The sequence below is a fragment of the Dactylosporangium sp. CA-092794 genome, assembly GCF_050948465.1.
Classification (GTDB): Bacteria; Actinomycetota; Actinomycetes; order Mycobacteriales; family Micromonosporaceae; genus Dactylosporangium.
This window is the reverse complement of sequence record NZ_CP192044.1, coordinates 3183722-3207088: the sequence shown is the minus strand read 5'-3', so window position 1 is coordinate 3207088 and position 23367 is coordinate 3183722. Positions and strand designations below refer to the sequence as shown.

The 23367-nt window shown below is 69.4% G+C and carries 26 protein-coding genes and 1 pseudogene; 5 read left to right on the top strand and 22 right to left on the bottom strand.

Going from position 1 to position 23367, the window contains the following annotated elements; translation table 11 throughout:
* Positions 1-3 precede the first annotated feature (3 nt).
* Complete coding sequence (locus ACQPXD_RS13885; RefSeq protein ID WP_432838374.1) at positions 4-657, top strand: AraC family transcriptional regulator; 654 nt, start codon at positions 4-6, stop codon at positions 655-657.
* A 283-nt stretch (positions 658-940) separates the two neighbouring features.
* On the opposite strand, the gene ACQPXD_RS13880 is transcribed toward ACQPXD_RS13885, so the two are convergent.
* Positions 941-2449, bottom strand: coding sequence for a long-chain-fatty-acid--CoA ligase (locus ACQPXD_RS13880; RefSeq protein ID WP_432838372.1), 1509 nt, complete (start codon positions 2447-2449; stop codon positions 941-943).
* 4 nt (positions 2450-2453) lie between these two features.
* Entirely contained in the window at positions 2454-3611 is a 1158-nt protein-coding gene (locus ACQPXD_RS13875; protein ID WP_432838370.1) for an acyl-CoA dehydrogenase family protein, read from the bottom strand.
* 97 nt (positions 3612-3708) lie between these two features.
* Here ACQPXD_RS13875 and ACQPXD_RS13870 point away from each other — a divergent pair, with 97 nt between their 5' ends.
* Together ACQPXD_RS13870 and ACQPXD_RS13865 are read left to right on the top strand one after the other, a co-directional pair.
* Positions 3709-4347, top strand: a complete 639-nt coding sequence (locus tag ACQPXD_RS13870) for a TetR family transcriptional regulator (RefSeq protein ID WP_432838368.1) — start codon at positions 3709-3711, stop codon at positions 4345-4347.
* 147 nt (positions 4348-4494) lie between these two features.
* The gene (locus ACQPXD_RS13865; RefSeq protein WP_432838366.1) at positions 4495-5658 is read left to right on the top strand and encodes an acyl-CoA dehydrogenase family protein; all 1164 of its coding nucleotides are present in this window, start codon (positions 4495-4497) and stop codon (positions 5656-5658) included.
* Positions 5659-5741: 83 nt separating this feature from the next.
* Here the strand turns inward: ACQPXD_RS13865 and ACQPXD_RS13860 are convergent, their stop codons facing one another.
* The 11 genes from ACQPXD_RS13860 to ACQPXD_RS13810 all read right to left on the bottom strand — a co-directional run bounded on the left by ACQPXD_RS13860 (position 5742) and on the right by ACQPXD_RS13810 (position 16915).
* The gene (locus ACQPXD_RS13860) at positions 5742-7079 is read right to left on the bottom strand and encodes an ABC transporter substrate-binding protein (protein ID WP_432838364.1); all 1338 of its coding nucleotides are present in this window, start codon (positions 7077-7079) and stop codon (positions 5742-5744) included.
* Complete coding sequence (locus tag ACQPXD_RS13855) at positions 7076-8188, bottom strand: branched-chain amino acid ABC transporter permease (protein ID WP_432838362.1); 1113 nt, start codon at positions 8186-8188, stop codon at positions 7076-7078. Before ACQPXD_RS13855 ends, ACQPXD_RS13860 begins: the two co-directional genes overlap by 4 nt.
* Before the next feature lie 2 nt (positions 8189-8190).
* Positions 8191-9078 (bottom strand): branched-chain amino acid ABC transporter permease, encoded by an 888-nt coding sequence (locus ACQPXD_RS13850; RefSeq protein WP_432838360.1) that lies wholly within the window; start codon positions 9076-9078, stop codon positions 8191-8193.
* Positions 9079-9091: 13 nt separating this feature from the next.
* Entirely contained in the window at positions 9092-9796 is a 705-nt protein-coding gene (locus ACQPXD_RS13845; RefSeq protein WP_432838358.1) for an ABC transporter ATP-binding protein, read from the bottom strand.
* Positions 9796-10611, bottom strand: a complete 816-nt coding sequence (locus ACQPXD_RS13840; RefSeq protein WP_432838356.1) for an ABC transporter ATP-binding protein — start codon at positions 10609-10611, stop codon at positions 9796-9798. The genes ACQPXD_RS13845 and ACQPXD_RS13840 overlap by 1 nt, the downstream gene beginning before the upstream one ends.
* A 192-nt stretch (positions 10612-10803) precedes the next feature.
* Complete coding sequence (locus ACQPXD_RS13835; RefSeq protein WP_432838354.1) at positions 10804-11280, bottom strand: flavin reductase family protein; 477 nt, start codon at positions 11278-11280, stop codon at positions 10804-10806.
* Between the two features lie 14 nt (positions 11281-11294).
* On the bottom strand, positions 11295-12071 hold the full coding sequence (locus ACQPXD_RS13830; RefSeq protein ID WP_432838352.1) for a creatininase family protein: 777 nt from the start codon (positions 12069-12071) through the stop codon (positions 11295-11297).
* 13 nt (positions 12072-12084) lie between these two features.
* Complete coding sequence (locus tag ACQPXD_RS13825; protein WP_432838350.1) at positions 12085-13926, bottom strand: AMP-dependent synthetase/ligase; 1842 nt, start codon at positions 13924-13926, stop codon at positions 12085-12087.
* Positions 13927-13973: 47 nt separating this feature from the next.
* Positions 13974-14777: an enoyl-CoA hydratase/isomerase family protein gene (locus ACQPXD_RS13820; protein ID WP_432838347.1), complete on the bottom strand. Its 804-nt coding sequence runs from the start codon at positions 14775-14777 to the stop codon at positions 13974-13976.
* Positions 14778-14864: 87 nt separating this feature from the next.
* Entirely contained in the window at positions 14865-15719 is an 855-nt protein-coding gene (locus tag ACQPXD_RS13815; protein WP_432838345.1) for an enoyl-CoA hydratase-related protein, read from the bottom strand.
* On the bottom strand, positions 15716-16915 hold the full coding sequence (locus tag ACQPXD_RS13810; RefSeq protein ID WP_432838343.1) for an LLM class flavin-dependent oxidoreductase: 1200 nt from the start codon (positions 16913-16915) through the stop codon (positions 15716-15718). The genes ACQPXD_RS13815 and ACQPXD_RS13810 overlap by 4 nt, the downstream gene beginning before the upstream one ends.
* A gap of 335 nt (positions 16916-17250) precedes the next feature.
* Between ACQPXD_RS13810 and ACQPXD_RS13805 the strand changes: the two genes are divergently transcribed.
* Entirely contained in the window at positions 17251-17850 is a 600-nt protein-coding gene (locus tag ACQPXD_RS13805) for a TetR/AcrR family transcriptional regulator (protein ID WP_432838341.1), read from the top strand.
* Positions 17851-17856: 6 nt separating this feature from the next.
* On the opposite strand, the gene ACQPXD_RS13800 is transcribed toward ACQPXD_RS13805, so the two are convergent.
* The 9 genes and pseudogenes from ACQPXD_RS13800 to ACQPXD_RS13760 all read right to left on the bottom strand — a co-directional run bounded on the left by ACQPXD_RS13800 (position 17857) and on the right by ACQPXD_RS13760 (position 22724).
* Positions 17857-18144, bottom strand: coding sequence for an EAL domain-containing protein (locus ACQPXD_RS13800; protein WP_432838339.1), 288 nt, complete (start codon positions 18142-18144; stop codon positions 17857-17859).
* 262 nt (positions 18145-18406) lie between these two features.
* The gene (locus ACQPXD_RS13795) at positions 18407-18949 is read right to left on the bottom strand and encodes a hypothetical protein (protein ID WP_432843830.1); all 543 of its coding nucleotides are present in this window, start codon (positions 18947-18949) and stop codon (positions 18407-18409) included.
* A gap of 154 nt (positions 18950-19103) precedes the next feature.
* Positions 19104-19586 carry a hypothetical protein gene (locus ACQPXD_RS13790; protein WP_432838337.1) on the bottom strand — a complete coding sequence of 161 codons (483 nt, stop codon included), beginning with the start codon at positions 19584-19586 and terminating at the stop codon, positions 19104-19106.
* Between the two features lie 155 nt (positions 19587-19741).
* Positions 19742-20038: a hypothetical protein gene (locus tag ACQPXD_RS13785; RefSeq protein ID WP_432838335.1), complete on the bottom strand. Its 297-nt coding sequence runs from the start codon at positions 20036-20038 to the stop codon at positions 19742-19744.
* Positions 20035-20373, bottom strand: coding sequence for an alpha/beta fold hydrolase (locus tag ACQPXD_RS13780; RefSeq protein WP_432844394.1), 339 nt, complete (start codon positions 20371-20373; stop codon positions 20035-20037). The genes ACQPXD_RS13785 and ACQPXD_RS13780 overlap by 4 nt, the downstream gene beginning before the upstream one ends.
* A 48-nt stretch (positions 20374-20421) precedes the next feature.
* A pseudogene (locus ACQPXD_RS13775) lies at positions 20422-20499 on the bottom strand (hypothetical protein); the annotation flags it as partial.
* A gap of 152 nt (positions 20500-20651) precedes the next feature.
* Positions 20652-21005 (bottom strand): MFS transporter, encoded by a 354-nt coding sequence (locus tag ACQPXD_RS13770; protein WP_432838333.1) that lies wholly within the window; start codon positions 21003-21005, stop codon positions 20652-20654.
* Complete coding sequence (locus ACQPXD_RS13765; protein ID WP_432838331.1) at positions 20992-21846, bottom strand: alpha/beta fold hydrolase; 855 nt, start codon at positions 21844-21846, stop codon at positions 20992-20994. The genes ACQPXD_RS13770 and ACQPXD_RS13765 overlap by 14 nt, the downstream gene beginning before the upstream one ends.
* Entirely contained in the window at positions 21843-22724 is an 882-nt protein-coding gene (locus tag ACQPXD_RS13760; RefSeq protein WP_432838329.1) for a TIGR03620 family F420-dependent LLM class oxidoreductase, read from the bottom strand. The genes ACQPXD_RS13765 and ACQPXD_RS13760 overlap by 4 nt, the downstream gene beginning before the upstream one ends.
* A 45-nt stretch (positions 22725-22769) precedes the next feature.
* On the opposite strand from ACQPXD_RS13760, the gene ACQPXD_RS13755 reads away from it, so the two are divergent.
* Positions 22770-23324, top strand: coding sequence for a TetR/AcrR family transcriptional regulator (locus ACQPXD_RS13755; RefSeq protein WP_432838327.1), 555 nt, complete (start codon positions 22770-22772; stop codon positions 23322-23324).
* The last annotated feature ends 43 nt before the right edge of the window (positions 23325-23367 follow it).

Sequence of the window (23367 nt, the reverse complement as noted above, 5' to 3'; positions counted from 1 at the left end):
CCGATGCTCACCTGGAGTTCGACCGCGACACTGATGGGTACCGTCGCCGGTCGTGACTGGGTGATCCCGCCCGGCTACGGGCTCTGGGTACCCGGCGGCATCGAACACGCCGGCGCCGTCCTGCACGCGGGCGAGATGTTGACCATCACCTTCGCCGCCGACCGCTGCCCCATCACGTGGACCGAACCCACCTGCTTCACCGTCGGGTCGCTGCTGGGCGAGATCATCACCCACCTGCACCACATCGCTCCCGACGACCACAGCCGCCCGGCCGCCGAAGCGCTCATGTTCGAACTGCTCACCCCGCTGCCCACGCATGACATCCACGTCACACTGCCCACCGACCCCCGAGCCCGCACGATCGCCGAACAGCTCATCGCCCACCCGGCCGACCAACGCGAACTCACAGCCTGGGCCGATCACGTCCACGCCAGCGTCCGCACCCTGTCCCGGCTGTTCCGCGCCGAGACCGGACTCAACTTCGCCACCTGGCGCGCCCACGTCCGCATCCGCGCCGCCATCCCAATGCTGGCCAACGGCACATCAGTCAACGCCACCGCCCGAGCAATCGGCTACCACAAACCCAGCGCGTTCATCGCCGCCTTCCGCCGGGTCACCGGCCAAACTCCCGGCACCTACCTGCCCCAACCGCAGTAGGCCGGTCACAGTGGGAACGCCCGAGGTGACCGTGCCGAGCTCAGCAAGTTCGAGTGCGCGCTGGTCGGTTCGCCGGCGATGATCAACCCGGGACGGAGCGCGGTGGCAGCGGCGATGGCGATGCGCCGCAGCATCCCGCCGGAGCACTGGTGAGGTCGCAGGGCACCGTCGTCTGCACTGAGTCCCACGTCGGCCAGCAGCCGCGACGCCGTTCCTGGTGGTCTAGGGGTCCTGCGGGACGTAGTCGATCTCACTGCCGAGCAGGCGACGGCGGGCGCGGGCACTACTGGGTGAAGCGGGCGCGCAGGTCGCGCTTGAGCACCTTCTGCGAGGGTCCCATCGGGAGCTCGGGCAGGACGTGCACCAGCCGCGGGTACTTGTGGTGGGCCAGCTGCTCGCGCCCCCAGGCGCGGAGAGCGTCGACGTCGATCTCGTGCCCGGGCCGGGCTACGACGACGGCGCAGACCTCCTCACCGCGCTCGGTGTCGGGGATGCCGATGACGGCGACCTGACCGATGTCGGGATGGCGGGCGAGCACCTCCTCGACCTCACGTGGGTAGACGTTGAAGCCGGACCGGATGATGACGTCCTTGCGCCGGTCCACGATGGTGATGAAGCCGTCGGCGTCCTTGGTGCCGATGTCACCGGTGCGGAACCAGCCCTCCACCAGTGCCTCGCCGGTCGCCTCGGGGCGGTCGAGGTAGCCGGCGAAGACGTTGTGGCCGCGGACCACGATCTCGCCGATCTCACCGGACGGCAGCAGCACGATGCGGTCCGCGACGCCCGCGTCTGCGATCTCCACCTCGACGCCCCAGATGGCGTGGCCGACGGTGCCCGGCCTGGTGCCGAACACCTTCTGGTTGACGGCAGCGGTGGGCGAGGTCTCCGAGAGTCCGTAGCCCTCGTAGATCGCGGTGTCGAACACCCTCTGGAACTCCTCCAGCACCGCCACCGGCATCGCCGAGCCGCCCGAGGTGCAGGAGGTCAGCCGCGGCAGCGGGCGGCCGCCGGCGAGGCGCTCCTCGGCGGCGCGGAGCAGCTGGATGAACATCGTGGGTACACCGAGGAAGCGAGTCACGCCCTCGGCGACCATGAGCTCGAGCGCCTCCGCGGCGTTGAAGCGCGGTTGCAGCACCAGCCGGGCACCGACTCGGAACGTCGCGCCCATCGCCACGGTCTGGCCAAACGTGTGGAAGAGCGGCAGCGCGCCGAAGACCGTGTCGTTGCGCACGAGCCCGTTGCTGTCGAACGCGTTGGTGGTGGCGTTCATGACCAGGTTGACCTGGGTGAGCAACGCGCCCTTCGGTGCCCCGGTGGTCCCGCTCGTGTAGAAGATGACCGCGAGGTCCTCGGCCTGCCGCGTCACGAAGGTCGGCAGCGGTTCATGGTCCTCGCCGAGCCCGGCGATGTCGTACGCCGCCGCGCCGGCCGCTTGGGCGGCGCCGGCGCCCACCGCGGCGAACAGGCCGTGATGCAGCACCGTGCCGGCGCCCGAATCCCGCACGATCTGGGCCGCCTCGGCCGCGTTGAGCAGCGTCGGCACCGGCACCACGACGGCGCCGGCGGCCAGGATCCCGAAGTAGGAGCGGACGAAGTCGACGACGTTCGGCGCCAGCAGCGCCACCCGGTCGCCCGGGGCGACATCCTTGGCGGCCAGCGACGCGGCGACCGCGCGGGCGTCGCGCCACAGCTCGGCGTAGGTAACCCGGGTCGCGCCCTCGACGAGCGCGGTGTGGTCGGGCCAGCGGCGGGCCGGCTCGGCCAGCAGCGAGGCGAGCGACAGAGACGTCATTGGCTCACAGCCCCATGTTCTTGGCGATGATCGTCTTCATCACCTCGGAGGTGCCGCCGTAGATCCGGTTGACCCGGTTGTCGGCGTACAGGCGGGCGATGGGGTACTCGTTCATGTAGCCGTAGCCGCCGTGCAGCTGCAGGCAGCGGTCGATCACGTCGGCGGCGGCCTCGGTGCAGAACAGCTTGGCCGACGCGGCCTCGGCGGGGGTGAGCTCGCCGGCATCGAGTGCCTCCAGGGCGCGGTCGGCGACGGCCTGCATCGCGTCGACCTTGGCCTGGCAGGCGGCGAGCTCGAACTTGGTGTTCTGGAAGGAGGCGACCTCCTTGCCGAAGACGGTGCGCTGCTGGGTGTACTCCTTGGCGAACCGGACGGCGGCGGCGGCCTGGGCGTAGGCGCCGTAGGCGATGCCCCACCGCTCCGAGGGCAGGTTGCGACCGAGGTAGGAGAAGCCCTGGTTCTCCTCGCCGAGCAGGTCCTCGGCCGGCACCACGACGTCGGAGAAGGACAGTTCGGCGGTGTCGGAGGTGCGCAGGCCGAGCTTGTCGAGCTTGCGTCCCACGCAGTAGCCCTCCGACTTCGTGTCCACGGCGAAGAGCGAGATGCCGAAGCGACGGTCGTCCTCGCGCGGCGGCGCGGTGCGGGCGCAGACGATGACGCGGTCGGCGTGCACGCCGCCGGTGATGAACGTCTTGGCGCCGTTGAGCACGTAGTGGAAGCCGTCCTCGGAGCGGCGGGCGGTGCTCTTCATCCCGGCCAGGTCCGAGCCGGTGCCCGGCTCGGTCATCGCCAGCGCCCACATCTCGTCCCCGGAGACGAACTTCGGCAGGAAGCGCCGCTGCTGCTCCTCGGTGGCCAGCATCTTCAGGTAGGGCAGCGCGAGGAGCACGTGGACGCCGGATCCGCCGAAGGTGACGCCGGCCCGGGAGGTCTCCTCGTACTGGATCGCCTCGAACTTGTGCGTGTCCAGGCCGGCGCCGCCGTACTCCTCGGGCACGTTGATCCCGAAGAGGCCGAGCTCGGCGAGCTTGAAGTAGAACTCGCGCGGCACCAGGCCGGCCTCGAACCACTCCTGGTAGTGGGGGCCGACCTCCGCCTCGATGAAGGCTCGCAGGACGTTGCGGAACGACTCGTGGTCCCCGTCGAAGACGGTACGGCGCATGGTTGCTCCTCGGTAGCCGGCTGGGTGGCGCGTATTCGGGGCTAATCGAACAGTGTTAGGTTATGGCGATCGTAACCCGTACAACGACCGCACTGGGGTGACCGTGGCTCGGCCGACGACGGCGAAACTCGACCAGTCGCGCATCCGCGCGGCCGCGCTCGCGCTGGTCGACGCCGAGGGACTCGACGGGCTGAGCATGCGCCGCCTGGCCGCGGCCCTCGACGTCACGGCCGCCTCGCTCTACTTCCACTACGCGACCAAGGGCGACCTGCTGGAAGCACTCGCCTCCGATGTCCTCGCCGATGTGGACACCTCCGCCTTCACCCTCGGCTGGGAGGAGGGGCTGCGCGCCTGGGCGCGGTCTCTGCGCGCCGCGCTGGCCGCCCACCCCCGGCTGGTGCCGGTCATCGCGCAGGCGCCGGGGCGCCGCGCCGACGCGCTGCAACGCGCGGAGGACGTGCACGGCGGGCTGGTCGACGCCGGGTGGCCACCGCGGGAGGCCACCATGATCGGCGCCGCCGCGAAGTACCTCGTCTTCGGCGCGGCCACCGCCTCCTTCGCCGCCGGATTCGCCGCGGAGCCCGAGCTGTACGCCGACCGCTACCCACACCTGCGCGACGCGCACCGCATCGCCGCACTCGGCGAGCAGATCGACCGCGAGTCCTTCGACTATGCCCTCGACCGCCTGGTCGAGGGCCTGCGCGGGCGCTACGCCGCCTTGCGCCACGGCAGCTGAGCACACCACCACTGAAGCCAGCATGACCAGCATGAAAGGACAACACCGGATGGGACTTCCCGAGGGCAGAACCGCAGTCGTCACCGGCGGCGCACAGGGCATCGGCCTGGCAATCGCGAAGCGGTTCGTCAATGAAGGCCCGCGGCGGTGAGTGAGGTCGAAGCCGAGGACTTCGCCGAGATCCTCCGAGCGACCCGCTCCTTCGTCCGGGAGCGGGTCATGCCGCGCGAGAACGAGATCATGGCCGCTGACGAGATCCCGGCCGACCTGCGCGCCGCCGCCGCCGAGCTCGGCCTGTTCGGCTACGCCATTCCGCAGCAGTGGGACGGTCTCGGTCTCGACCTGACCCAGGACGTCGAGCTGGCGATGGAGCTGGGCTACACCTCGCTCGCGCTGCGCTCCATGTTCGGCACCAACAACGGCATCGCCGGCCAGGTCCTGGTCGGTTACGGCACCGACGAGCAGCGTGACATGTGGCTGCCCCGCCTGGCCTCGGGCGAGGTCGTCGCCTCCTTCGCACTCACCGAGCCCGGTGCCGGCTCCAATCCGGCCGGGCTGCGCACCCGCGCCGTCCGCGACGGCCAGGAGTGGGTGATCGACGGCTCGAAGCGGTTCATCACGAACGCGCCGATCGCCGGCCTCTTCGTCGTCTTCGCCCGCACCCGCGAGGCCGAGGCCAACGATCCCGGCATCGCCGTGTTCCTGGTGCCGGCCGACACTCCCGGCATCGTCGTCGGCCCGCACGACCGCAAGATGGGCCAGGAGGGCGCCTGGACCGCCGACGTCACCTTCGACGGAGTCCGGGTGCCGGTCACCGCGCTGGTCGGCGGCGCGGAACAGGCGGGATACCAGGCCGCGATGGCCTCCCTCGCGCGCGGCCGCGTCCACGTCGCCGCACTCGCCGTCGGCACCGCCCGACGCGCGCTGGACGAGTCGGTCGCCTACGCCGCCACCGCCACTCAGGGCGGAACACCGATCGGCGACTTCCAGCTCGTCCAGGCTCATCTCGCCGACATGTACACCGGCGTGATAGCCGGCGAAGCACTGGTGCGCGAATGCGCACGCAAGTACCAGACCGGCGAGGACCGGCGCATCGCCCCCAGCGTGGCCAAGCTCTTCTGCACCGAGATGGCCGGCCGCGTCGCCGACAAGGCCGTGCAGATCCACGGCGGCACCGGCTACATACGCGAGGTCCCCGTGGAGCGGATCTACCGCGACGTACGGCTGCTGCGGCTCTACGAGGGCACCAGCGAGATCCAACGCCTGATCATCGGCGGCGGGCTGGTCAGAACCGCGCGACAGTCTCACTGACAGACCTCCCTCAGCAAGCGCCTATCGACGGCGCCCCGTCCACCGCAGGGGTTGCCGGTGGACGGGGCGCCGGACGGATGGTGCTACTCCACGACGTCGGCGTGGGGGATGCCGTCGGCCGGCGGCGCGTCCTTGGCAGCGGAGTCGTCCTCGGTGATCGGGGCGTCGCCCAAGTTGGTGACCAGCACCGGGGTCTTGGGGACGCCGACGCCATCCTTGAACTCGATGACCTGGAGGCCGTTCATGCCCATGTGGCTGTCCTTCGACCAGCGGAACGTGCCGTACGCGGGGCTCGGCCACGACGCGCCGGCTTTCTCGATCGCCTTGACCACCTTCTCCCGCGTCAGGTCCTTGCCCGCCGCGGTGAGCGCCGAGACCACCGAGTAGGCCTGGGAGAGGCCGTAGACATCGAAGGTGTTGAGCGGTTGGCCGTTGCCGTACTGCTTCCAGATCTTCTCCCAGAGCTGGATCCACGGGTCGTCGGTGTCGGAAGCCACGGGCATGTACGTCGACGACAGCACGCCGTCGAGCAGGGAGGCGCCCTTGACCTTGCCGTCGGAGTACTCCTCGAGGAACTTGCTGACGAACTGCGGGTTGCTGCCGGTGCCGCCGTAGTACCACGTCGGGTGGAAGTTGAGCTTGAGGGCGGCCAGCTGGGAGAGAGCGGTGTACTGAATTAAGTCGAACGCCAGCACGATGTCGGGCTTGGCGGCCTGGAGCGCGGCGATCTGCGGCCCCACGTCCTCGGTGCCCGCCGTGTACTTCTGGACGCTGACGATCCGGCTGCCGTCGAGGATTTCGCGGACACCCTTCTCGGCGTACTCCCCGATGTCGTCGTCCTGGAGGAAAAGGCCGACCTTGGCAGTGGGCATGTTCTGCTTGACGTAGTTCGCCGCGATCTTGCCCTCGATCTCGTAGTCGGGCTGCCAGCCGAACGTCATCGGCTGCTTGGCGACGTTGCTTCCCCACGGCGAGCCGCTCGTCACGAACAGGTCGGGGATCTTCTCGCTGTTGAGGCGGTCGATCACCGCGTTGTGGGTCGGCGTACCGAGGGCGCCGACCATGGCGAAGACCTGGTCCTGCTGGACCAGCTCGTTGGTGACCGTGCTGGTGTTGGTCGGGTTGTAGGCGTCGTCCTTCACGATGTACTCGATCTTGCGGCCGTTCACCCCGCCATTGGCGTTGATGAACTTGTAGAAGGCCTGGGCGCCGTCGGGGATCTCGTTGTAGCCCGGTGCCGCGAGACCGGTCAGCGGGAAGGTGCCGCCCAGCTTGATGGTCGTGTCGGTCACGCCGACGGTCGAGCCGGCGTCACCTCCGCCGCCGTGGTCCCGGCTCTTGCCGGCGCCGCACGCGGCGACCAGGGCGGCCATCGCCACGACAGAGACGACCGAGGTCGCCGTCCGCGCCATGCGTGTCATTCGCTCCTCCTCGGGTTGGCCATGGCGGGTGCGCCGTGGCGGGTCGTGGGCATCGTCGTGTGATGCCCCCTGCGGCGGTGCCGGGCCCGCAGGATGCTCCCCACGAGTCCCGACGGAGCCATCAGAATCACGGCCATCACGACCAGGCCGTAGATCAGCGGAGACAGCTGGGCCGCCGAGATGCCGTCCATCCCGGCGTTCGTAGCGATCTGTCTGACGACCTGCGGGAGGAACGTCAGCAGCCCGGCGCCGACCAGCGCTCCGGCGAGGCTGCCCAGCCCACCGAGCACGATGACGCAGAGCAGCAGCAGCGACAGCGACAGGCCGAAGCCGCTCGGCGCGGCGATGCGCACCGACAGCGCCATCACAGCGCCGGCGAGTCCCGCACAGGCGGTGCTGACCACGAAGGCGACGATGCGGGCCCGGCTCAGGTTGACCCCGGCCAGCTCGGCGGCGACGTCGTCGTCACGCAGGGCGCGCCAGACCCGGCCGACCCGGCTGCGCGAGAGGTTGGCCAGCACCACGAACGTGACGAGCAGGCACACCCAGGCGACCAGCGCGATGTAGCCGGTGTCGTCCATCTCGGTGCCGGTCAGGAAGAACGACGCGTCGAGCAGCCAGCCGGGCGCGGGCGGGACGACCAGCGTCAGTCCCTGCTCACCGCCCAGCTGCTCGGTGAAGACGATCGCCACGGCAGGGACGGCCACCGCGAGCGCGAGGGTGGCGCCGGCGACGTACGGCCCGTGCAGGCGGGCGGCGGCGACGCCGACGATGGCGCCGACGACGACGGAGACGAACGTCGCGACCAGCAGTACGACGACCAGCGGCAGGTTGCCCTCGCCGTCGCCGAGCAGCAGCGCGGTGGTGTAGGCACCGATCGCCATGAATGCGCCGTGACCGATGGAGAGCTGGCCGGAGAGACCGGTGAGCAGCGTCATACCGGCGGCGGCGATGGCGAGGTAGCCCATGTTCGTGAACTGGGTGACGCGGAACGGACTGAGGATCTGCAGCAGCACCAGCACCACGACCAGGCCGATGACCGCGATCCCGACATGACGGGCGAGCCGGGTGGCGAGCGGGCCGCGGGTGGGGAGCGAGAGCGTGGCCATGGTCAGACCCTCCTGGCAGCGACGTGGGAAAACAGCCCGCCCGGCTTGAGCAGCAGCACGGCGATGAGGATGACGAGCGCGGCGATCGGGACCATGCCGGCACCGCCGAGCCAGTGGTAGCCGCTCACGAACGACAGCGCGAGGCCGAGGATGAGGCCGCCGACGACCGAGCCGAGCGGGCTGTCGAGGCCGCCGAGGACGGCGGCGACGAAGCCGTAGACGATGACCGAGTCCATGTAGCCCGGGGAGACGGGGCCGCGACCGGCGATGAGGATGCCGGCCAGCGCACCGGCGACGGCGGCGAGCGCCCAGCCCAGGGTGAGCATCCGGCCGACCCGCACGCCCAGCAGCCGGGCGGCCTCCGGGCTGAAGGCTGTCGCCCGCATCTTGAGGCCGATGCCGGTCTTCTGGAAGAGCAGCACCAGCAGCACCAGCAGGATCGCCACTGCGACGATGGTGAAGATGCCGAACCCGGTGATCGGGATCGAGTGGCCGTCGGCCTTGACGCCGGAGACGCCGAAGACGGCCGGGAACGCGCGGAAATTCGAGCCGAAGACGATGCCGGCCACCGCGTGCAGCACGATGAAGAGGCCGAGCGTCAGGATCACCGCGTTGAGCTCGGACTTGCCCTCCACCGGGCGGATCAGCACCCGCTCGACGGCGGCACCGATCACGAACCCGCACACGAGCGCGACGACGAAGGCGACCCACCAGTTGGCGCCGTGGTCGATAAGCGTCAGGGCGATGTAGGTGGTCAGCATCGCCATCGGCGCTTGCGCGAAGTTGACGACCCGCGTGGAGCGCCAGATGAGGCAGAGGGCGAGCGCGAAGGCGGCGTACACGGCGCCCAGGGTGAGGCCACTGAGCAGGGTGGCGACGAACTGTTGCACTGGGACTCCTCCGTCAGAATCCGAGGTAGGCGTGGCGCAACTGCTCGTCGGCGGCGAGCTTCGCCGCGGCGTCGGTGACGACGACGCGGCCGAGGTTGAGCACGACGCCGAGGTCGGCGATGGAGAGGGCGCTGCGGGCGTTCTGTTCGACGAGCAGGACGGTCAGGCCCTGGGTGTCGACCAGGTCGCGCAGCATCTGGAAGATCTGCGCGACGATCCGCGGCGCGAGGCCGAGGGACGGCTCGTCGAGGACCAGCAGCTGGGGCGCCGCCATCAGCGCCCGGCCGACGACGAGCATCTGTCGTTCGCCGCCCGAGAGCTGGTGGGCCCGCATGGCGCGGCGGTGGCCGAGGATCGGGAACATGTCGTAGACCCGCTCGATCGGGACCTTCTCGGCCCCCTTCCGACGACCCATGGCGCCGAGCCGGAGGTTCTCCTCGATGGTCAGCTCGGCGATGGCGCCGCGCCCCTCGGGGACGTGGGACATGCCCAGCCCGCTCATCACCTCAGCGACGGTGCCGGTGACGTCCCGGCCGGCGAGCAGCACCTGGCCGCTCTCGGGCTTCACCAGCCCGGAGACGGTCCGTAGTAACGTCGTCTTGCCGGCGCCGTTGGCGCCGAGCACCGCCGTCACCTTGCCCTGCGGCGCAGCGAACGACACCCCGTTGAGGGCGGTCACCGGGCCGTAGCGGGTGACGAGGTCCTTGACCTCGAACATCAGTGGACCTCCGCTGCGGAGTGCTCGGCGTGCTCGACCTGCTCGCCGAGATAGGCGGCGAGTACGACGGGGTCGGTCCGGATCTCGTCGGGAGTGCCGTTGGCGACCACCCGGCCGAAGTCGAGCACGGTGATGTAGTCGCAGACGCTCATCACCAGGTCCATGTGGTGCTCGACGAGCATCACCGCCATCCGGCTGGTCAGGGTCTTGATCAGCGCGCCGAGCTCGTCCATCTCGTCGTTGGACAGGCCGCTGGCCGGCTCGTCGAGGAGCAGCAGCTCGGGCTCGATCGCCAGCGCCCGGGCCAGCGCGACCCGCTTGCGGATCGGGTAGGGCAGGCTGGTGGGCAGCCGGCCGGCGTACTGCGCGATGTCGAGCTCCTCGAGGACGGCGTGGGCCCGCTCGGTGAGCACCTTCTCGTCCTTCAGCGACCTGCCGCCGCCGATCAGCGAGGACCAGAAGCCGGCCTTGGCGTGGATGTCGGCGCCGACCATGACGTTCTCCAGGACCGTCATCCGGTCGAAGAGCCCCAGCGCCTGCAGCGTCCGGGCGATGCGGTGCTCGGCGAGCTTCCAGGGCCGCGCCCGCGGCAACGGCTCGCCGCGGTAGAAGAGCTCGCCCTCGTTCGGCGTGACGAAACCGCACAGCACGTTGAACGCGGTCGTCTTGCCCGCCCCGTTGGGCCCGATCAGGCCGAGCAAGTCATGCGGCCGGACCTGCAGCGAGACATCGGTCAACGCCCGGATGCCTCCGAACCGGACCGAGACCCCGCTCATCGCGAACAGCGGCTCGGACTGTTGTCCCTGCTCCGTCATGCTGCTCCCTTCCATGACCCGAGCCCGCCTGCCGGGCTCAAATTGACGGACACCACCTTGGTCGCAACGCATCACCGCGAGTGGTATGACGAGGCCGGCCCACAGGTGGAGGCATGGCTGCGCACCGCCGGCCGTGAGCACGTCCGGCGCGAGCACGGCCGACTGCGGGCGATCCAGGGCACCGCCCGCAAGCTAGGCGAGCCTTGCGAACTCGCTACGGTGGAAGATGAGCGGCTGCCCAGGGCGCTGGGCGACGGCGTGGAGCTCGAGGAGCACGATGACGTGATCGCCCCCCTCGAACTCGTCGCGGATGGTGCAGTCGTACTGGGCGATCCCCTCGGCGAGCATCACCGCACCCCTGTCGGTGATCTCGAAGGCGACGCCGGTGAACCGCTGCTGGGCCGGGCCGGAGAGCTGGCGGCACAATGCGCCGTGGTCCTCGGCCAGCACGGTGACGCCGAGGTGCTCGGCTCGGCGCAGCTCGGGCCACGTGGTCGAGCCCTTCGCAACAGACAATGACACCAGCGGAGGCTCGAGCGAGACCGAGGTGAACGAGGAAGCCGCGAGACCGACCAGCCTCCCCTCGATCGACGCGGCCACGGCCACCACGCCCGTCGGGAACGCGCCGAAGGCGTCGCGCAGCATCCTGCTGTCCAGCTGCTTGCTCATCGATGACATGACATTCACGCTCCGTGTGCCGTCGCGTACTCGACTACCAGATCGGTCACGGCGTCCAACGCGGCGTGGCCGATCGCCGCCGACATCCCGGTGGGGTCGCCGAGTACCCCGTTGGCCGAGAACGTGCCGATACCCTCGACGAACGCCCGACGCAGGAACTGCTCGTCGACCGTGCCCAGGTACCCCGCCGCAGCCCGGCCGGCCCGGACCCTCTCGGGGTGCAGGACGAGCATCACCGAGGTCTCCGCCACGTCTGCGTGACCACCGACGTGGCTTCCCAGACCAGCGATCGACTGCGCGGACTCACGCCACGCGTCGAGGATCGCGGCATTGTCTCCATAGACGATGACCTGCAACGCCGGGGCGAGCGCCGCGGCCAGCCGTGGCTCGAAGTCGCGCATGATGGGGTAGTTGCCGATGTGGCCGGAGAAGAGGACGACGCGGGTGAACCCGTGCGCGGCCAGGTTGCTGCAGTGGTCCAGGCAGATCGCCTCCAGGGTGGAGGGACGCACCGAGAGGGTGCCGGGGAAGCCGAGGTGGTGCGGTGAGTACCCGACCCTGACCGTGGGCAGGACCAGTGCGGTGCCGAGCCGGTGGGCGATGCGGAGCGCGAGCGCGTCGGCGTGATCGCTGTCCATCGACAGTGGGAGGTGTGGTCCGTGCTGCTCCATCGCGGCCAGCGGAAGGATCGCCGTGCGGGCACCGGCAGCGATCGCCTCAGCGATCTCGGCGCTGGTCAGGTGCTCGATCCGCAGCTCCCGCGGTCCCCCAGGGTGCTTCATCTCACGGCGCTCCTCAACCCTGGAGTCGTGCCTGGTGAGCGAACTCGTTGTGCTCCGCGGCGTTGTACATCTCATCCACGAGTGCGCTGAACGAGGTGAGGACCGCAGCGCGACGGATGGTTCCCTTGAGCGTGAGCTCGCCCGCGTCGGCGGAGAGTGCACGCGGCGCGATACGGAAGTCTTTGAGTTGCAGGGGGCGCGCGAGCTCGGTGTTGAGCTCCTCGATCCAGGCTCGCAGACCCTCCTGCAGCGCCTCCCTGTCGAGCCTGCCGCCTTTCTCGGTTGGCCAGATGAGGACGGTGAGGTACTTGCGGCCGTCGCCGACGACCACGGCCTCATCGACGAGGGGACCAGCCTTGAGGCGCAACTCGATGGGCTGTGGGCTGATGGTCTTGCCACCGCTGGTGACGATGATGTCCTTGGCCCGGCCGATGAGCTTGACCTCGCCCGAGGCGTCGATCTCGACGAGGTCGCCGGTGCGGTACCACTCCCCGTCCATCACTTCCGCGGTCGCCTCCGGGTTGTTCCAGTAGTCGCGGAACAGCAGGGGTCCCTTCACCAGCAGTTCGCCCTCGCTGCTGCTCTTGATCGCGAATCGCGAGTCGGGCATGGCCTTGCCCACGGTCCCCGGGGCCGGGAAGGAGCGGTCCCACTGCGCGAGGACCGAGCCGCCGGTCTCGGTGGTGCCATACAGCTCGCGCAGGTCCAGGCCCCACATTTGCCACAGGGCATGCACCTCGGGTGTCATCGCACCCGACGCGGTCCAGGCGACCTTGATGCGGTCCACGCCCACCTTCGCGCGCAGGGGCAGGAACACCTGCTCCAGGGCCTGGTCGTAGCGTGCTCGCAGCTCGGCAGGCACGGCGTCGCCGCGTCGGCGCACGGCGGCGACCTCTCGGGCCACCTCCATCGCGTCCTCGTAGGCCTCCCGGAACGGCGCGGGCGACTCCCTGAGCGCGGTCAGCACCTCGCTGAGCAGCTTCTCGTGCAGCCGCGGCGGCCAGACGGCCCCCTTGGGACGTACACCGAGGAGGGCCTCGGAGCGCTGGTCCATGCGGCAGAAGGTGACGACCGTCCGGGTCATGATCGGCACGTAGATGCCGGACAGGGCCGGAGAGACGTGGGACAGGCCCAGGAAGCCGATCACGTCGTGGCGGGTGGTGATCGACTCCGGGTAGAGCGTGGCGGCGCCGAGGACGGAGTACTGCAGTGTGCGGTGGGTGTGGGTGACGCCCTTGGGGGCTCCGGTGGAGCCGGAGGTGTAGAACAAGGCGGCCGGCTGGTCGATGTCCCCGCCGTCGAGGAGTTCGTCGAACAGTGCCGGGTTGGCCGCGTCGTGGGCTCGACCGGTCTCGCGCAGGTCGGCCCATGTCTTGCTGACGAGCGTTGCGGGCAGCCCCGACGGGGCGCCCTCGAAGCTGATCACGGCCCTCAGCGCCGGAAGCTCCGGGGCGACCGCGGCAATCTTTGCGACGTCGGCGTCGTTCCCGGCGACGATGGCAACGGCCTCGCTGTGCCCGAGCGCCTGCCTCACCTCGGCAGCGGAGCTCGTGGGGTAGACGCCCACCGGGATCGCCCCGGCCGAGAGGATGCCGAGCGCCGTTACGACCCACTCGGTCCGGCCTGGCGCCATGATGGCGACCCTGTCCCCGGGCGCGACGCCGAGGGCTGCCAGGCCGAGCGCGACCTCGCGGACGGCCGAGGCGTACTGCGCCCACGTGGTCGGGATCGCGCGCGCTCCGTCCCAGTGACAGAACGCGACCTCCTCGGGTTCGGCCTCCGCCCGGTCCTGCACCATTTGGGCGAAGGTGCGCTCGATGGCCTCGAAGTCGGTGGCGCCACGCAGCGCTGGCACCTGCCGTGTGCGGGCTGTGGCCGTGGGGACGGGATTTGTGGCCATGGTCATCGCTCCGATTCGTCGAGCAGGCCTGTCGGGCCTGCGTGTGGTGTGGTGGTCGGTGCTGGCAGCCTTCCGCCGGAAGGCCGCGACGACGCCCGGCCCTGCCGCCATCCTTCGCGGAGGCTCCTGGCCGCGGGGTCGTCGAAGTAGGAGGCAGCCTTGGCGAGCGTCACTTCGGCTCGCCGCTGGTCCTCGCGGTCGTCGTAGTCGTTGATGGCGTGCTTGAGCGCCGCATAGAGGACAGGAGTTCGGCGGCCGGCCTCCCGGGCCCGGTCGAGCGCCTCCGCCATCAGCCGGCCGGGCTCTGCGATGGCGTCGACGAGACCCAACCACGCCGCGTGGTCGGCACCGACGAGCTCACCACTCAGCAGCAGGTCACGCGCGGGCCGCATGCCGATCAGCCGGATAACGCGCTGGATGCCCTTCTCAGCGGGCAGCAGGCCGTGTCTGATCTCCGGGAATCCGAACCGGGCGTGAGGCACCGCGAGCACCGCGTCCGCGAAGAGCGCGTACTCCACGCCGCCGCCGACGCAGTCACCGTTGACGGCGGCGATCACCGGCGCCGGGTACCGCTCCATCGCGACGAGCAGATCGTGGAACTCCCGCATCCGGCCGTCGATCTGGTCGGCGGCGGCGCCATCCAACTCCTTGATGTCGCCGCCGGCGCAGAAGAACCGCTCCCCGGCGCCAGTGATCACCACAGGCAGCGGATCGCTCTCGCCACGGTCTCGGAACAGCGCCGCCATGGCGCGTAACAACGGACGGTTCAAGGCGTTGGCCGGTGGCCTGTCGAGCGTTGCGACCACGACGCCCCCGTGCTCCGCCGTCCGCAACCCGGCAGCCGCCTCGCTCTCGCGTCCTGTGGGTGGAGCCGTCATCGGACGCGTCTTCCTCTACTCGCTCGAGCCGGTGACCACGACCGAGCGGCCCTCACCGTGGGCTGAGGGGAAGCGCGGGCGGCGCTTTTCGCGGAAGGCCTGCCGAGCCTCGAGGTAGTCAGCGCTGGCGAAGCCGATGAGCTCCAAGGCAGCCGACAGCTCGTGCTGGGGCAAGGCGCTGGTCAGCCAGCCCATGTTCAGCGAGCGCTTGGTCCCCCGGATGGCCCCCTGGGAGCCCAGAGCGAGGTTGGTGGCGACCTCCAGCGCTCGGTCCAGGACCCGCTCTCTGGGCTCGACGAGGCTGACCAGGCCGATGCGCTCAGCCTCGACCCCGGTCAGCTTGGCGGAGGTGAGCTGGTAGTACTTGGTCTTGGCCATGCCGGCCAGCAGCGGCCAGATGAGCGAGGAGTGATCTCCCGCGACGACGCCGACCGCAGTATGCCCGTCGGCGAGGACCGCGTCCTCCGCCGCGACGCTGATGTCAGCCAGAAGGGCCATGGACAGCCCCCACCCAACAGCGGGGCCGTTGATCGCGGAGATCACTGGCTTGTCCATGTGCAGCAGGGTCGTGATGCGTCGGCGCTCACTCTTGCCCAGCGCGATCGCCGAGTCGAGCGTCGGATCGGCCTGGCGTACGTCCATACCCGTGCAGAACGCGCGGCCGGCACCGGTCACGACCGCCACCTTGGTCTCGAGGTCGCGGTCGACGTCTTCCCAGATGTCGGCCATCGCGTCGAACATCGGCATCGTGAGCGCGTTGAGGTGCTCAGGCCGGTTCATGGTGATGAGCAGCACGCCGTGCGGCTTGCGCTCGATGAGGATCTCGGCGGGGTACTTCGCGAAGACGTCGTCGTGGGGCAGGTCGGTCATCGGGTCTCTCCCGTCGGGACAGTGGCGGCGGTGCCGGCGGTCTTCTTGGCGGCGTGCTCATAGGCCTCGAGCTCGGCGTAGTGGGCGGGGCGAGCGGCTCGGATGTCGGTGAGGACCTCCTCCGGCCTGCGCACGACCGCCCTGGGGTTCTTGAACGCGGGGATGACGTACTTGCCGAACAGCTCGATGGACTTCATGAGCTCCCGGTGCGGGAGGCCGTCGATGCGCATCGTGATCGCGTCGACGCCCATGTCGGCGAACCGCTGGACCTGGGCGATGCAGGTCTCGGGATCTCCGACGATGAAGCTGGCCGACTCGTCGAACAGGTAGCGCTGGTTACTGAAGTCGACGTTCTTGATCTTGCTGAGGTAGGCGTAGTCGCTGGACAGCTTCGAGAGCCGCTCGTAGGCGTCCGTGGACAGGGCGACGGTCTCGGCCAGGGTGGCCGCCCACCGCTCCGCCTCCGCGGTCGTCTCGGCGCAGTGCATCACGCCGGACACGACCGCCACCTTCTGGGCCTGGACCGGGAAGACGTGCTCGGCGCTCGCCAGCTCCTTGTCGTAGAGGTCGACCATCCTCTGCACGGACTCGAACCCGCCGAAGCCACCACCCATCATGGCGCCGATGCCCATCCGCGCTGCGGCGGTGACCGACTCCGGGCTTCCGGCCGCCATCAGGATCGGCGGATAGGGCTGCTGGACGTGCTTGGGAACCAGGCTGCGCGGCGGGATCTTGTAGTGCTCCCCGACGAAGGAGAAGACGTCGTTGGCCAGGGCTCGGCGGATGACCTCGATGCCTTCGATGAGCTGTGCCTTGTTCTCCGTTGGGGAGACCTCGAAGGCGTGCAGCGCGAGGGTGGTGTTGCCGCGGCCGACGCCGAGCGCGACCCGGCCGTTGGACAGGATGTCCTCGGTCGCCAGTCGCTCCGCGACGCGCAGCGCGTGATTGATCCTCGTGGGCAGCAGCGTGACCAGGTGGATGAACTGGATCCGGCTGGTCAGAGCCATCAGGTACGGATAGATCACTTCGGGGGCGGAGGTCGACGCCGTGCCGATCGCGACGTGTTGCTCGGATGTCCCGAACGCATCGAATCCGACCCGCTCCGCCAGGAGCACCTCATCGATGAGCTCGCGATAGCGCTGGGCGTGGGTGTGCCCGGGCGGGGTCTCTCCCTCGCTCATGAAGATGAACCGCATGTGTCTGTACCGCCTTCAACCTCGGCGTGTTAATAGTCACTAACAATCGGCCCGGGTACCCCGGTTTGTCAACGGTCACCTGATGATCGTTTCCTCCGGCCCGATCTCCGCGAAACATCCTGGTAGAGAAGGTCGGTACTGCCGATGCCGGTGCGTACTACAGGAGGTCATCGGGTCGAGAGCGTTCCAGCTCGGGTGGCCCTCTGTTAGGATGGATTAACTCAACGGATGAAACGAGACGTGTACATGACCAGGTCACGGAGCCACGGGCGGATCACGCCAGCGCGAGGGACGGCGGGCTGTCTCGCGCCGGCTGCGCAGTATGGTTCGTACCGATGAGCATTCAGCCGTTGCCAACCAAGCGCGCGTCCACCAGTCGGCGCCGGGAGCGGTTGATCGCGGCCGCCGCCGAGCTCTTCCTGCAGCACTCCTACGACGCTGTCACCGTCGAAATGATCTCCGCACGCGCCGGCATCACCGGGCCGGGGCTCTATCGCCACTTCCAGAACAAGCAGGCCCTGCTGATCGCCGTTCTGGAGGAGCCCACGCGGGCCGTGCATGAGGCCGCAAGGCGGATCGGGGAGACGACCACAGACCCCGGGGCGGCCATCGTGGAGATGGTCGAGTCCCACATCCGGCTGATACTGCAAGGGCCGCCGAGCACGCTCATCTTCACCAAGAACGAGCACGCGCTGCCCGAGCACGACCGCAGGCGAATCCGGCGCGAGATGGCGATGTACGCCGAGGAGTGGATCTCCGTCGTGACCCCGTTGCGGCCCGACCTGTCCGAACCCGAGGTACGCCTGCTGACCCAGTCCGTGTTCTCGATGCTCAACACGGCCGCGACGCTGAAGAAGGGCCTGGACGAGGATTCGTTCCTCTCCACCATGCGGCAGGCCGCGCTGCACGCGCTGCTCGGGCGCGGCAGCCTCTGACCTGGTCTACGCCCGGACCCGCTCCGGCTGGGCGGCGTCGCATCCGAGCGTTTGAAGGAGGTCGGCCTGGGTGCCGGTCTCGACGCCCTTGGCCACGATGTCGAGGCCGAGGGTGTGGCCCATGTGCACGATCGCGGTGGCCGAGTCGTCGTGGTCGAGAACGGATACGAGCGGTCGGTCGATCTGCTCGCACGCGGTGAGGACCACCCACGAGTCGATCGCGGTGATCAGCCGCCCGGCCCGATCCCGCTGCCGCCGGCCGACGGGTTCTCCACCGTGGCCATCGACGGGCAATCCTGGCGGTCCCTGGTCCAGCCGCTCACCTCAAGCTGATCGCGTCCAGCAAGGTCTCCCAGCTGCCCATGGCCGTCGCGACCGTCATTGGCCCGTGGCACATAATCGCCCCGGCCGGACTTTGTCACCCGGACACTCGTACCGCCCTGGCCATCATCAGAGGATTACGGGCCCGGCGATGCGGGCCAGTCCGCTTGTGCGGGCGCGGCGGCCGCCCTGCCGGCCCGCCGGGGAGGTGCCCGCTGGTACCGCTCGTCGGGTATCAGGTCAGCGGGGTTCCTCGCAGGAACCGCCGGAGCCGGTCCAGCAGCCGAGGGTCGGACGGGATGACGTGACCGCCCTGGTGGTCCAGCAGCAGCGGGTCCACGAACCGGTCGGCCAGCGCACGCGAGTCGTCCGGCGCTACCACCAGGTCGTTCCGCCCGATCACGTGGGCCGAGCGGATCGACACCGGGCGGACCGGCTGCGGCCCGGCGAAGCCGCCCACCAGCACCGCGAAGTCCAGGCGCAGTGCGGGATCGTCGGAATATTCGGCCAGGTCCGCGACCAACCCGGCCAGGGCCGCACCCTGGCTGAACCCGAACACCCCGTCGAACCGGGGACCGGCCCGCAGCACGTTCGCCACCCAGTCCCGGGTCCGCTCCCAGCCGCGGAATCCGGCATGCCACCAGCCGAAGTCGCCCTCGGCCAGGGACGGTGCGTCCACGAACACCGGCTCCAGATCATCCACATCGGACGCCAATAGGGGCGCCATCTGCTGGCGCAGCACCGCCGCGCTGCCATGGTAACCATGCAGGCACAACATGCGAATCACGATGTTCAGTGTGCCCGGTGCGACGGGGCGCGGTCGAGGACAGAATCCGCCGCACATCGATAAGCTGCGTGTATGGAGGCAGGCTCGTCGTGCCCCGCTCGTTACCACGCCCGGTCATAGGGCAGTAGCAGATGTAGCCGCCCGCTTACTCCTCCACGCGGGTCATGAACAGCCAGGCGCTGGCCACTCCGCCGACGAATGCGGTCAGAATCGGCGCCACCATGACGTAGAGACCTGCGGATATCCCGAGGACCAGCACCAGTCCGGCCGCGATGAACAGCAGGGAAGTGATCGTATTCGGCGACACGGTGTCGAGTATTCGTGATATCGGCTGCGTCGTCGGCGCACGTCCGGCCCGTCGATCGAGCAGGAGCAAGCCGACCCCGGCAAGAGCACCCACGATCATCAACTCGACACCAAAGACAATCAGCGGCTGGCCAGGCAGCGCCAGGAGGATCGCCGTCACCAGGGCGCTGCCAAACAACACGAGGGTCTGCGCCGCGCGGTTGCGCAGCTCGGTCGACGCCGCGACCACGTTGAGCCGGATGGAGATGGCGACGAACAGCAGGCCGAGCAGCGCCGCGGCCGCCCCGCCCACCACGACCGCGAAGGTGTCCCAGGATTCCACTGTGTCGCCCTTTCGATCGGCCCGCCCTGGCCTCTGCGGTGCTCAAGGCGTCCGACACCGTATCAGCCCGCGGCTGCCCAAAGCTGAAGCAGCTGCTGCTGGTGGCCCGCTGCGGCGCGCCACCAACAGCAGGCCGAACCATTCACCAGCTGAGCTCAGATAGGTCCCAAATGCACGACACGGCCGATACCTGGGCCTTCACCGACCCGTGGGCGCAGCGCGCGGCGGCTTGGCCGGCATCGCTGCAGTCCGTGCTCTTCGGAAATCCGGTGCTGCCCGCGTTCTGGGATGCCGTCGCCGCCCTCGGACTGCCCCGCACCGGTCGCTTCGCGGCGATCCCGAACCAGCCGCTGGAGAACCCGGTTCGAGGACATCGCGACCGCCAGCGACGCGGGGCCACCATTCAGCGTCGTCCCACAGCTGAGCAGCGCGGTCGATCCGGTGGTGTTCATCGCTGGGACTCGGCGCGGATCCGGGCGAGCCACTCGGTGATGAGCGCGGCGGTGACGTCGAGCTGATCGATGTGCGTGTTGTGGCCGGCGGCATCCAGCACAGCGAACGTCGCCCGCGGGTAGTGCCCCACGACCGCCCACGCGTCGCGATACCCCACGACGTGATCCTGCCGTCCGGTGATGAACAGTGCCGGCTGGGTGAACGGGCCGGACTCCTCGGGCCGGCCGGTCAGTGCGTAGTTGCGTTCGATGTGGGCGATACCCTCGTGGTCGGCGAACTGCAGTCCCCGCCAGACGCCGTCGACAAAGGCCCGCGCGTTCGGCACCGACTGCACGACCGCGACCTCGAGGTAGGCCTCATGGACCGACGCGCAGAACAGGCAGCCGTTGGTCCGCGACGCCGCGGTCGCGGACAGTTCCCGCTCGGCCCGCGGCAGGCCGCCGTTGTCGTTGTAGAAGATGTCGTTGTCGGTCTTCGTCCGGGCCGCCAGAATCTCCGGGTCACGGACGAGGAGGCGGAAGTACGGATTCTGCGCGCGCGACCGTTCGACGAGCGCGGCTCCGATGAGCCGGACGGTGCCGTCCGTGATGGCGTTGAGGGCGCTGGCGCTGCTCAGCGCGGGACCGGTGCCGACGATCGCGGGTGGTGCGCCTGGGCAGCCGATCGAAACAGCACCGTGCCGACGTTCTCGACCACCAGCGCTGCGTAGACCAGCCAGAGGTCGGCCGGTGCACGGACGAGCAACAGCAGCACGACTGCTCCCGCACGGACCACATCGGTGCCGATCATGACCCGCCGGCGGTCCCACCGGTCGACGATCACACCGGCGACCGGCCCGAGGACCACGGGCGGCAGGAACGTCGCGGCCAGCGTCAGACCGGTCGCCGCGACCGAGCGAGCAGTGCTCGACCCGTCCGCCGGTGCCGGAATACTGCCGCTGCCCCCGCCCCAACTATCCGCGTACAAGTTCGGCGGCGATCACGTCAGGGATCTCCAGATGAGGTGCATGTCCGACCGTCGGAAATTCGATGAGATCCGGTGCGCGGAGGCGGGTGCGAAGTCCTTCCGCGACCAACCGGCCGGAGACCGGGTCGGCCATGCCCCATAGATATCTGGTAGGCGTCGGCCCGCTCAACGTGGAGACCAGCTCGTCCGCCCGGTCGGCACGTTGAGTGATGTATGAGAGCAGCGCGCGAGCTGCTCCGGCCTTGGGATCGTTACGGGTCAGCGCGACCCAGTGTTCACGAGCGGCTCGGCGATCAAGCGGATGGTCCGGCCCGAAGACCGCACGCCAACTACGGTAGAAGGCGGTTTCGTCGTAGCGACGCCAGAGCAATGCCCCCAGGACTGGCAGCGGTGCGATGCGCTGGATGGGGCGTGGCCGGTAGAGGTCGGGAAAGAGCCCGGCGTTCAGGTAGGTGACCTGCGAAATCGGGGCGTGGCGGGCCTGCAGGACTTGCGCGATGATCGCGCCGTAGTCGTAGGCGACGACCTCGGTCTCGCGTATGCGGAGAGAGCGCCACACCGCCTCGACGACATCGGCCTGGTCATCGAGTGGATAGGAGTACCGGCTGGGCTTTTCGCTGGCGCCGAATCCGAGAAAGTCCAGCGCTACCACCCGTCGCACGGACGCCAAAGCCGGCCACATCTGGGCCCATTCCAGGGACGACGCCGGGTAGCCGTGCAGCAGCGTGAGGCACGGACCGCTGCCTTCGTCTCGGATGAAGACGCGACGGGTACCACCGGCGACAGGCACCTCCAGGGTGCGGCCGGCTGCCCACCACTGGCTGGCCTCGGGGACGGTCACCGGAGTGCCTCTGCCATGAGTGCCCAGTCGGACCGGGGCGGCGTCAGCATCTGCGGCCCGAGGACCTGGACGAGCACCTCATTGGCACCGGCGGCGAGGTGCTCGTCGATGCGAGAGAGGGTGGCATCGAGGCCGAAGGGCACCATCGCTCGCTTCAGGGCATCGCTACCGCCGCGTACGAGATCATCGTCGCTGAATCCCTGCCGGGTCAGCGACGCGCGATAGTTCGGCAGCCCGGTGTAGAGCTCGAGGTGGACGTGTGCTCGGCGGCGCCATTCTTCCTCGCCGATGCCCGGGGTCACGACGGCGGCCTGCTCCACGATGAGCGTCGGCTCGTCGCCGAGCAGCGTTCGGGCCTGCGCAGTGTGCTCAGGAAGTCCCAGATAGGGCAGCGCGCCCTGGGTGCGATCCCGCGCGAGCTCGATCATCCGGGGGCCCAGGGCGGCCAGCACGATCGGCGGCAGCTCCTGTTCGCCCGGTACCACGCTCGGAGCAGCGAGCATCGCGTCGAGGTACGCGCCCATCTCCCGCAGCGGCCGGCCGTAGCGGTGGCCACGCATGCGTTCGACCAACGGAGCATGGGAAACCCCGAGCCCGAGCGTGAAGCGGCCGGGATGGAGCGCGTGCAGGGTGCGCGCCGCTGCGGCGCAGGCGATCGCGTCGCGCCCATAGATGTTCGCGATGCCGGTTCCGACGCGGAGCCGGCTGCTTGCCGAAAGCAGGATGGCGGCTGTGGTGGTGGCCTCTCTGCCGTAGGCCTCGCCGAACCACAGCGACGCCCAGCCCTGGGCGTCAAGGTCGGCGACGAGGCCGGGGAGCTCGGCTACTGCCGTTCCGTCCAGGCTTGCTGTCCAGAGGCCAATTCCCGTCGAACGCATGCCCATAGAGTATGTAGATCGGTCTACTGGCGCTAGACTGCAGGCGTGGAAGATACGCGCGATCGTTTGCTGGCGGCTGCGGCTTACATGTTCCGTGCGCAGGGCGTTCACGGCAGCGGGACGCTCGCGATCCTTGAACGGGCGCGGGCGCCGCGGGGATCGCTGTACCACCACTTCCCCGGCGGCAAGGCCGAACTCGTGCTCGCCGCCCTGGACTACGAAGCCCGACGCATATCCGACGGACTGACGGCGCTCTCCGATAGCGGCATCGAGCCGGCTGCGGCGGTGATCGTCTTCGCAGACGAGCTCGCCGGCGCGCTGGAGGCGAGCGATTACCGATTGGGGTGCCCGATCGCGACAGCCGCGCTGGAACTGGCGTCGGACGACCCCCAGGTCCGCGACCTCTGCGCGCGCACATATCGGACGTGGCAGGACGTGATCGCGGCTCGTCTGACCGCCTTCGGCATCGCCGACGCCCAGGAGCGCGCGGAAATGGCCCTGTGTGCCGTCGAAGGCGCGCTCGTGCTCGCTCGTGTGCACCGCGATGCGAACATCATCCGACGTACGGCCGCTCGCGTCGCCGAGAGCCTGATGAACTGAGGTACGACGTGAATGGCGTGTCCGACCGGCCCCTACCCGGCGG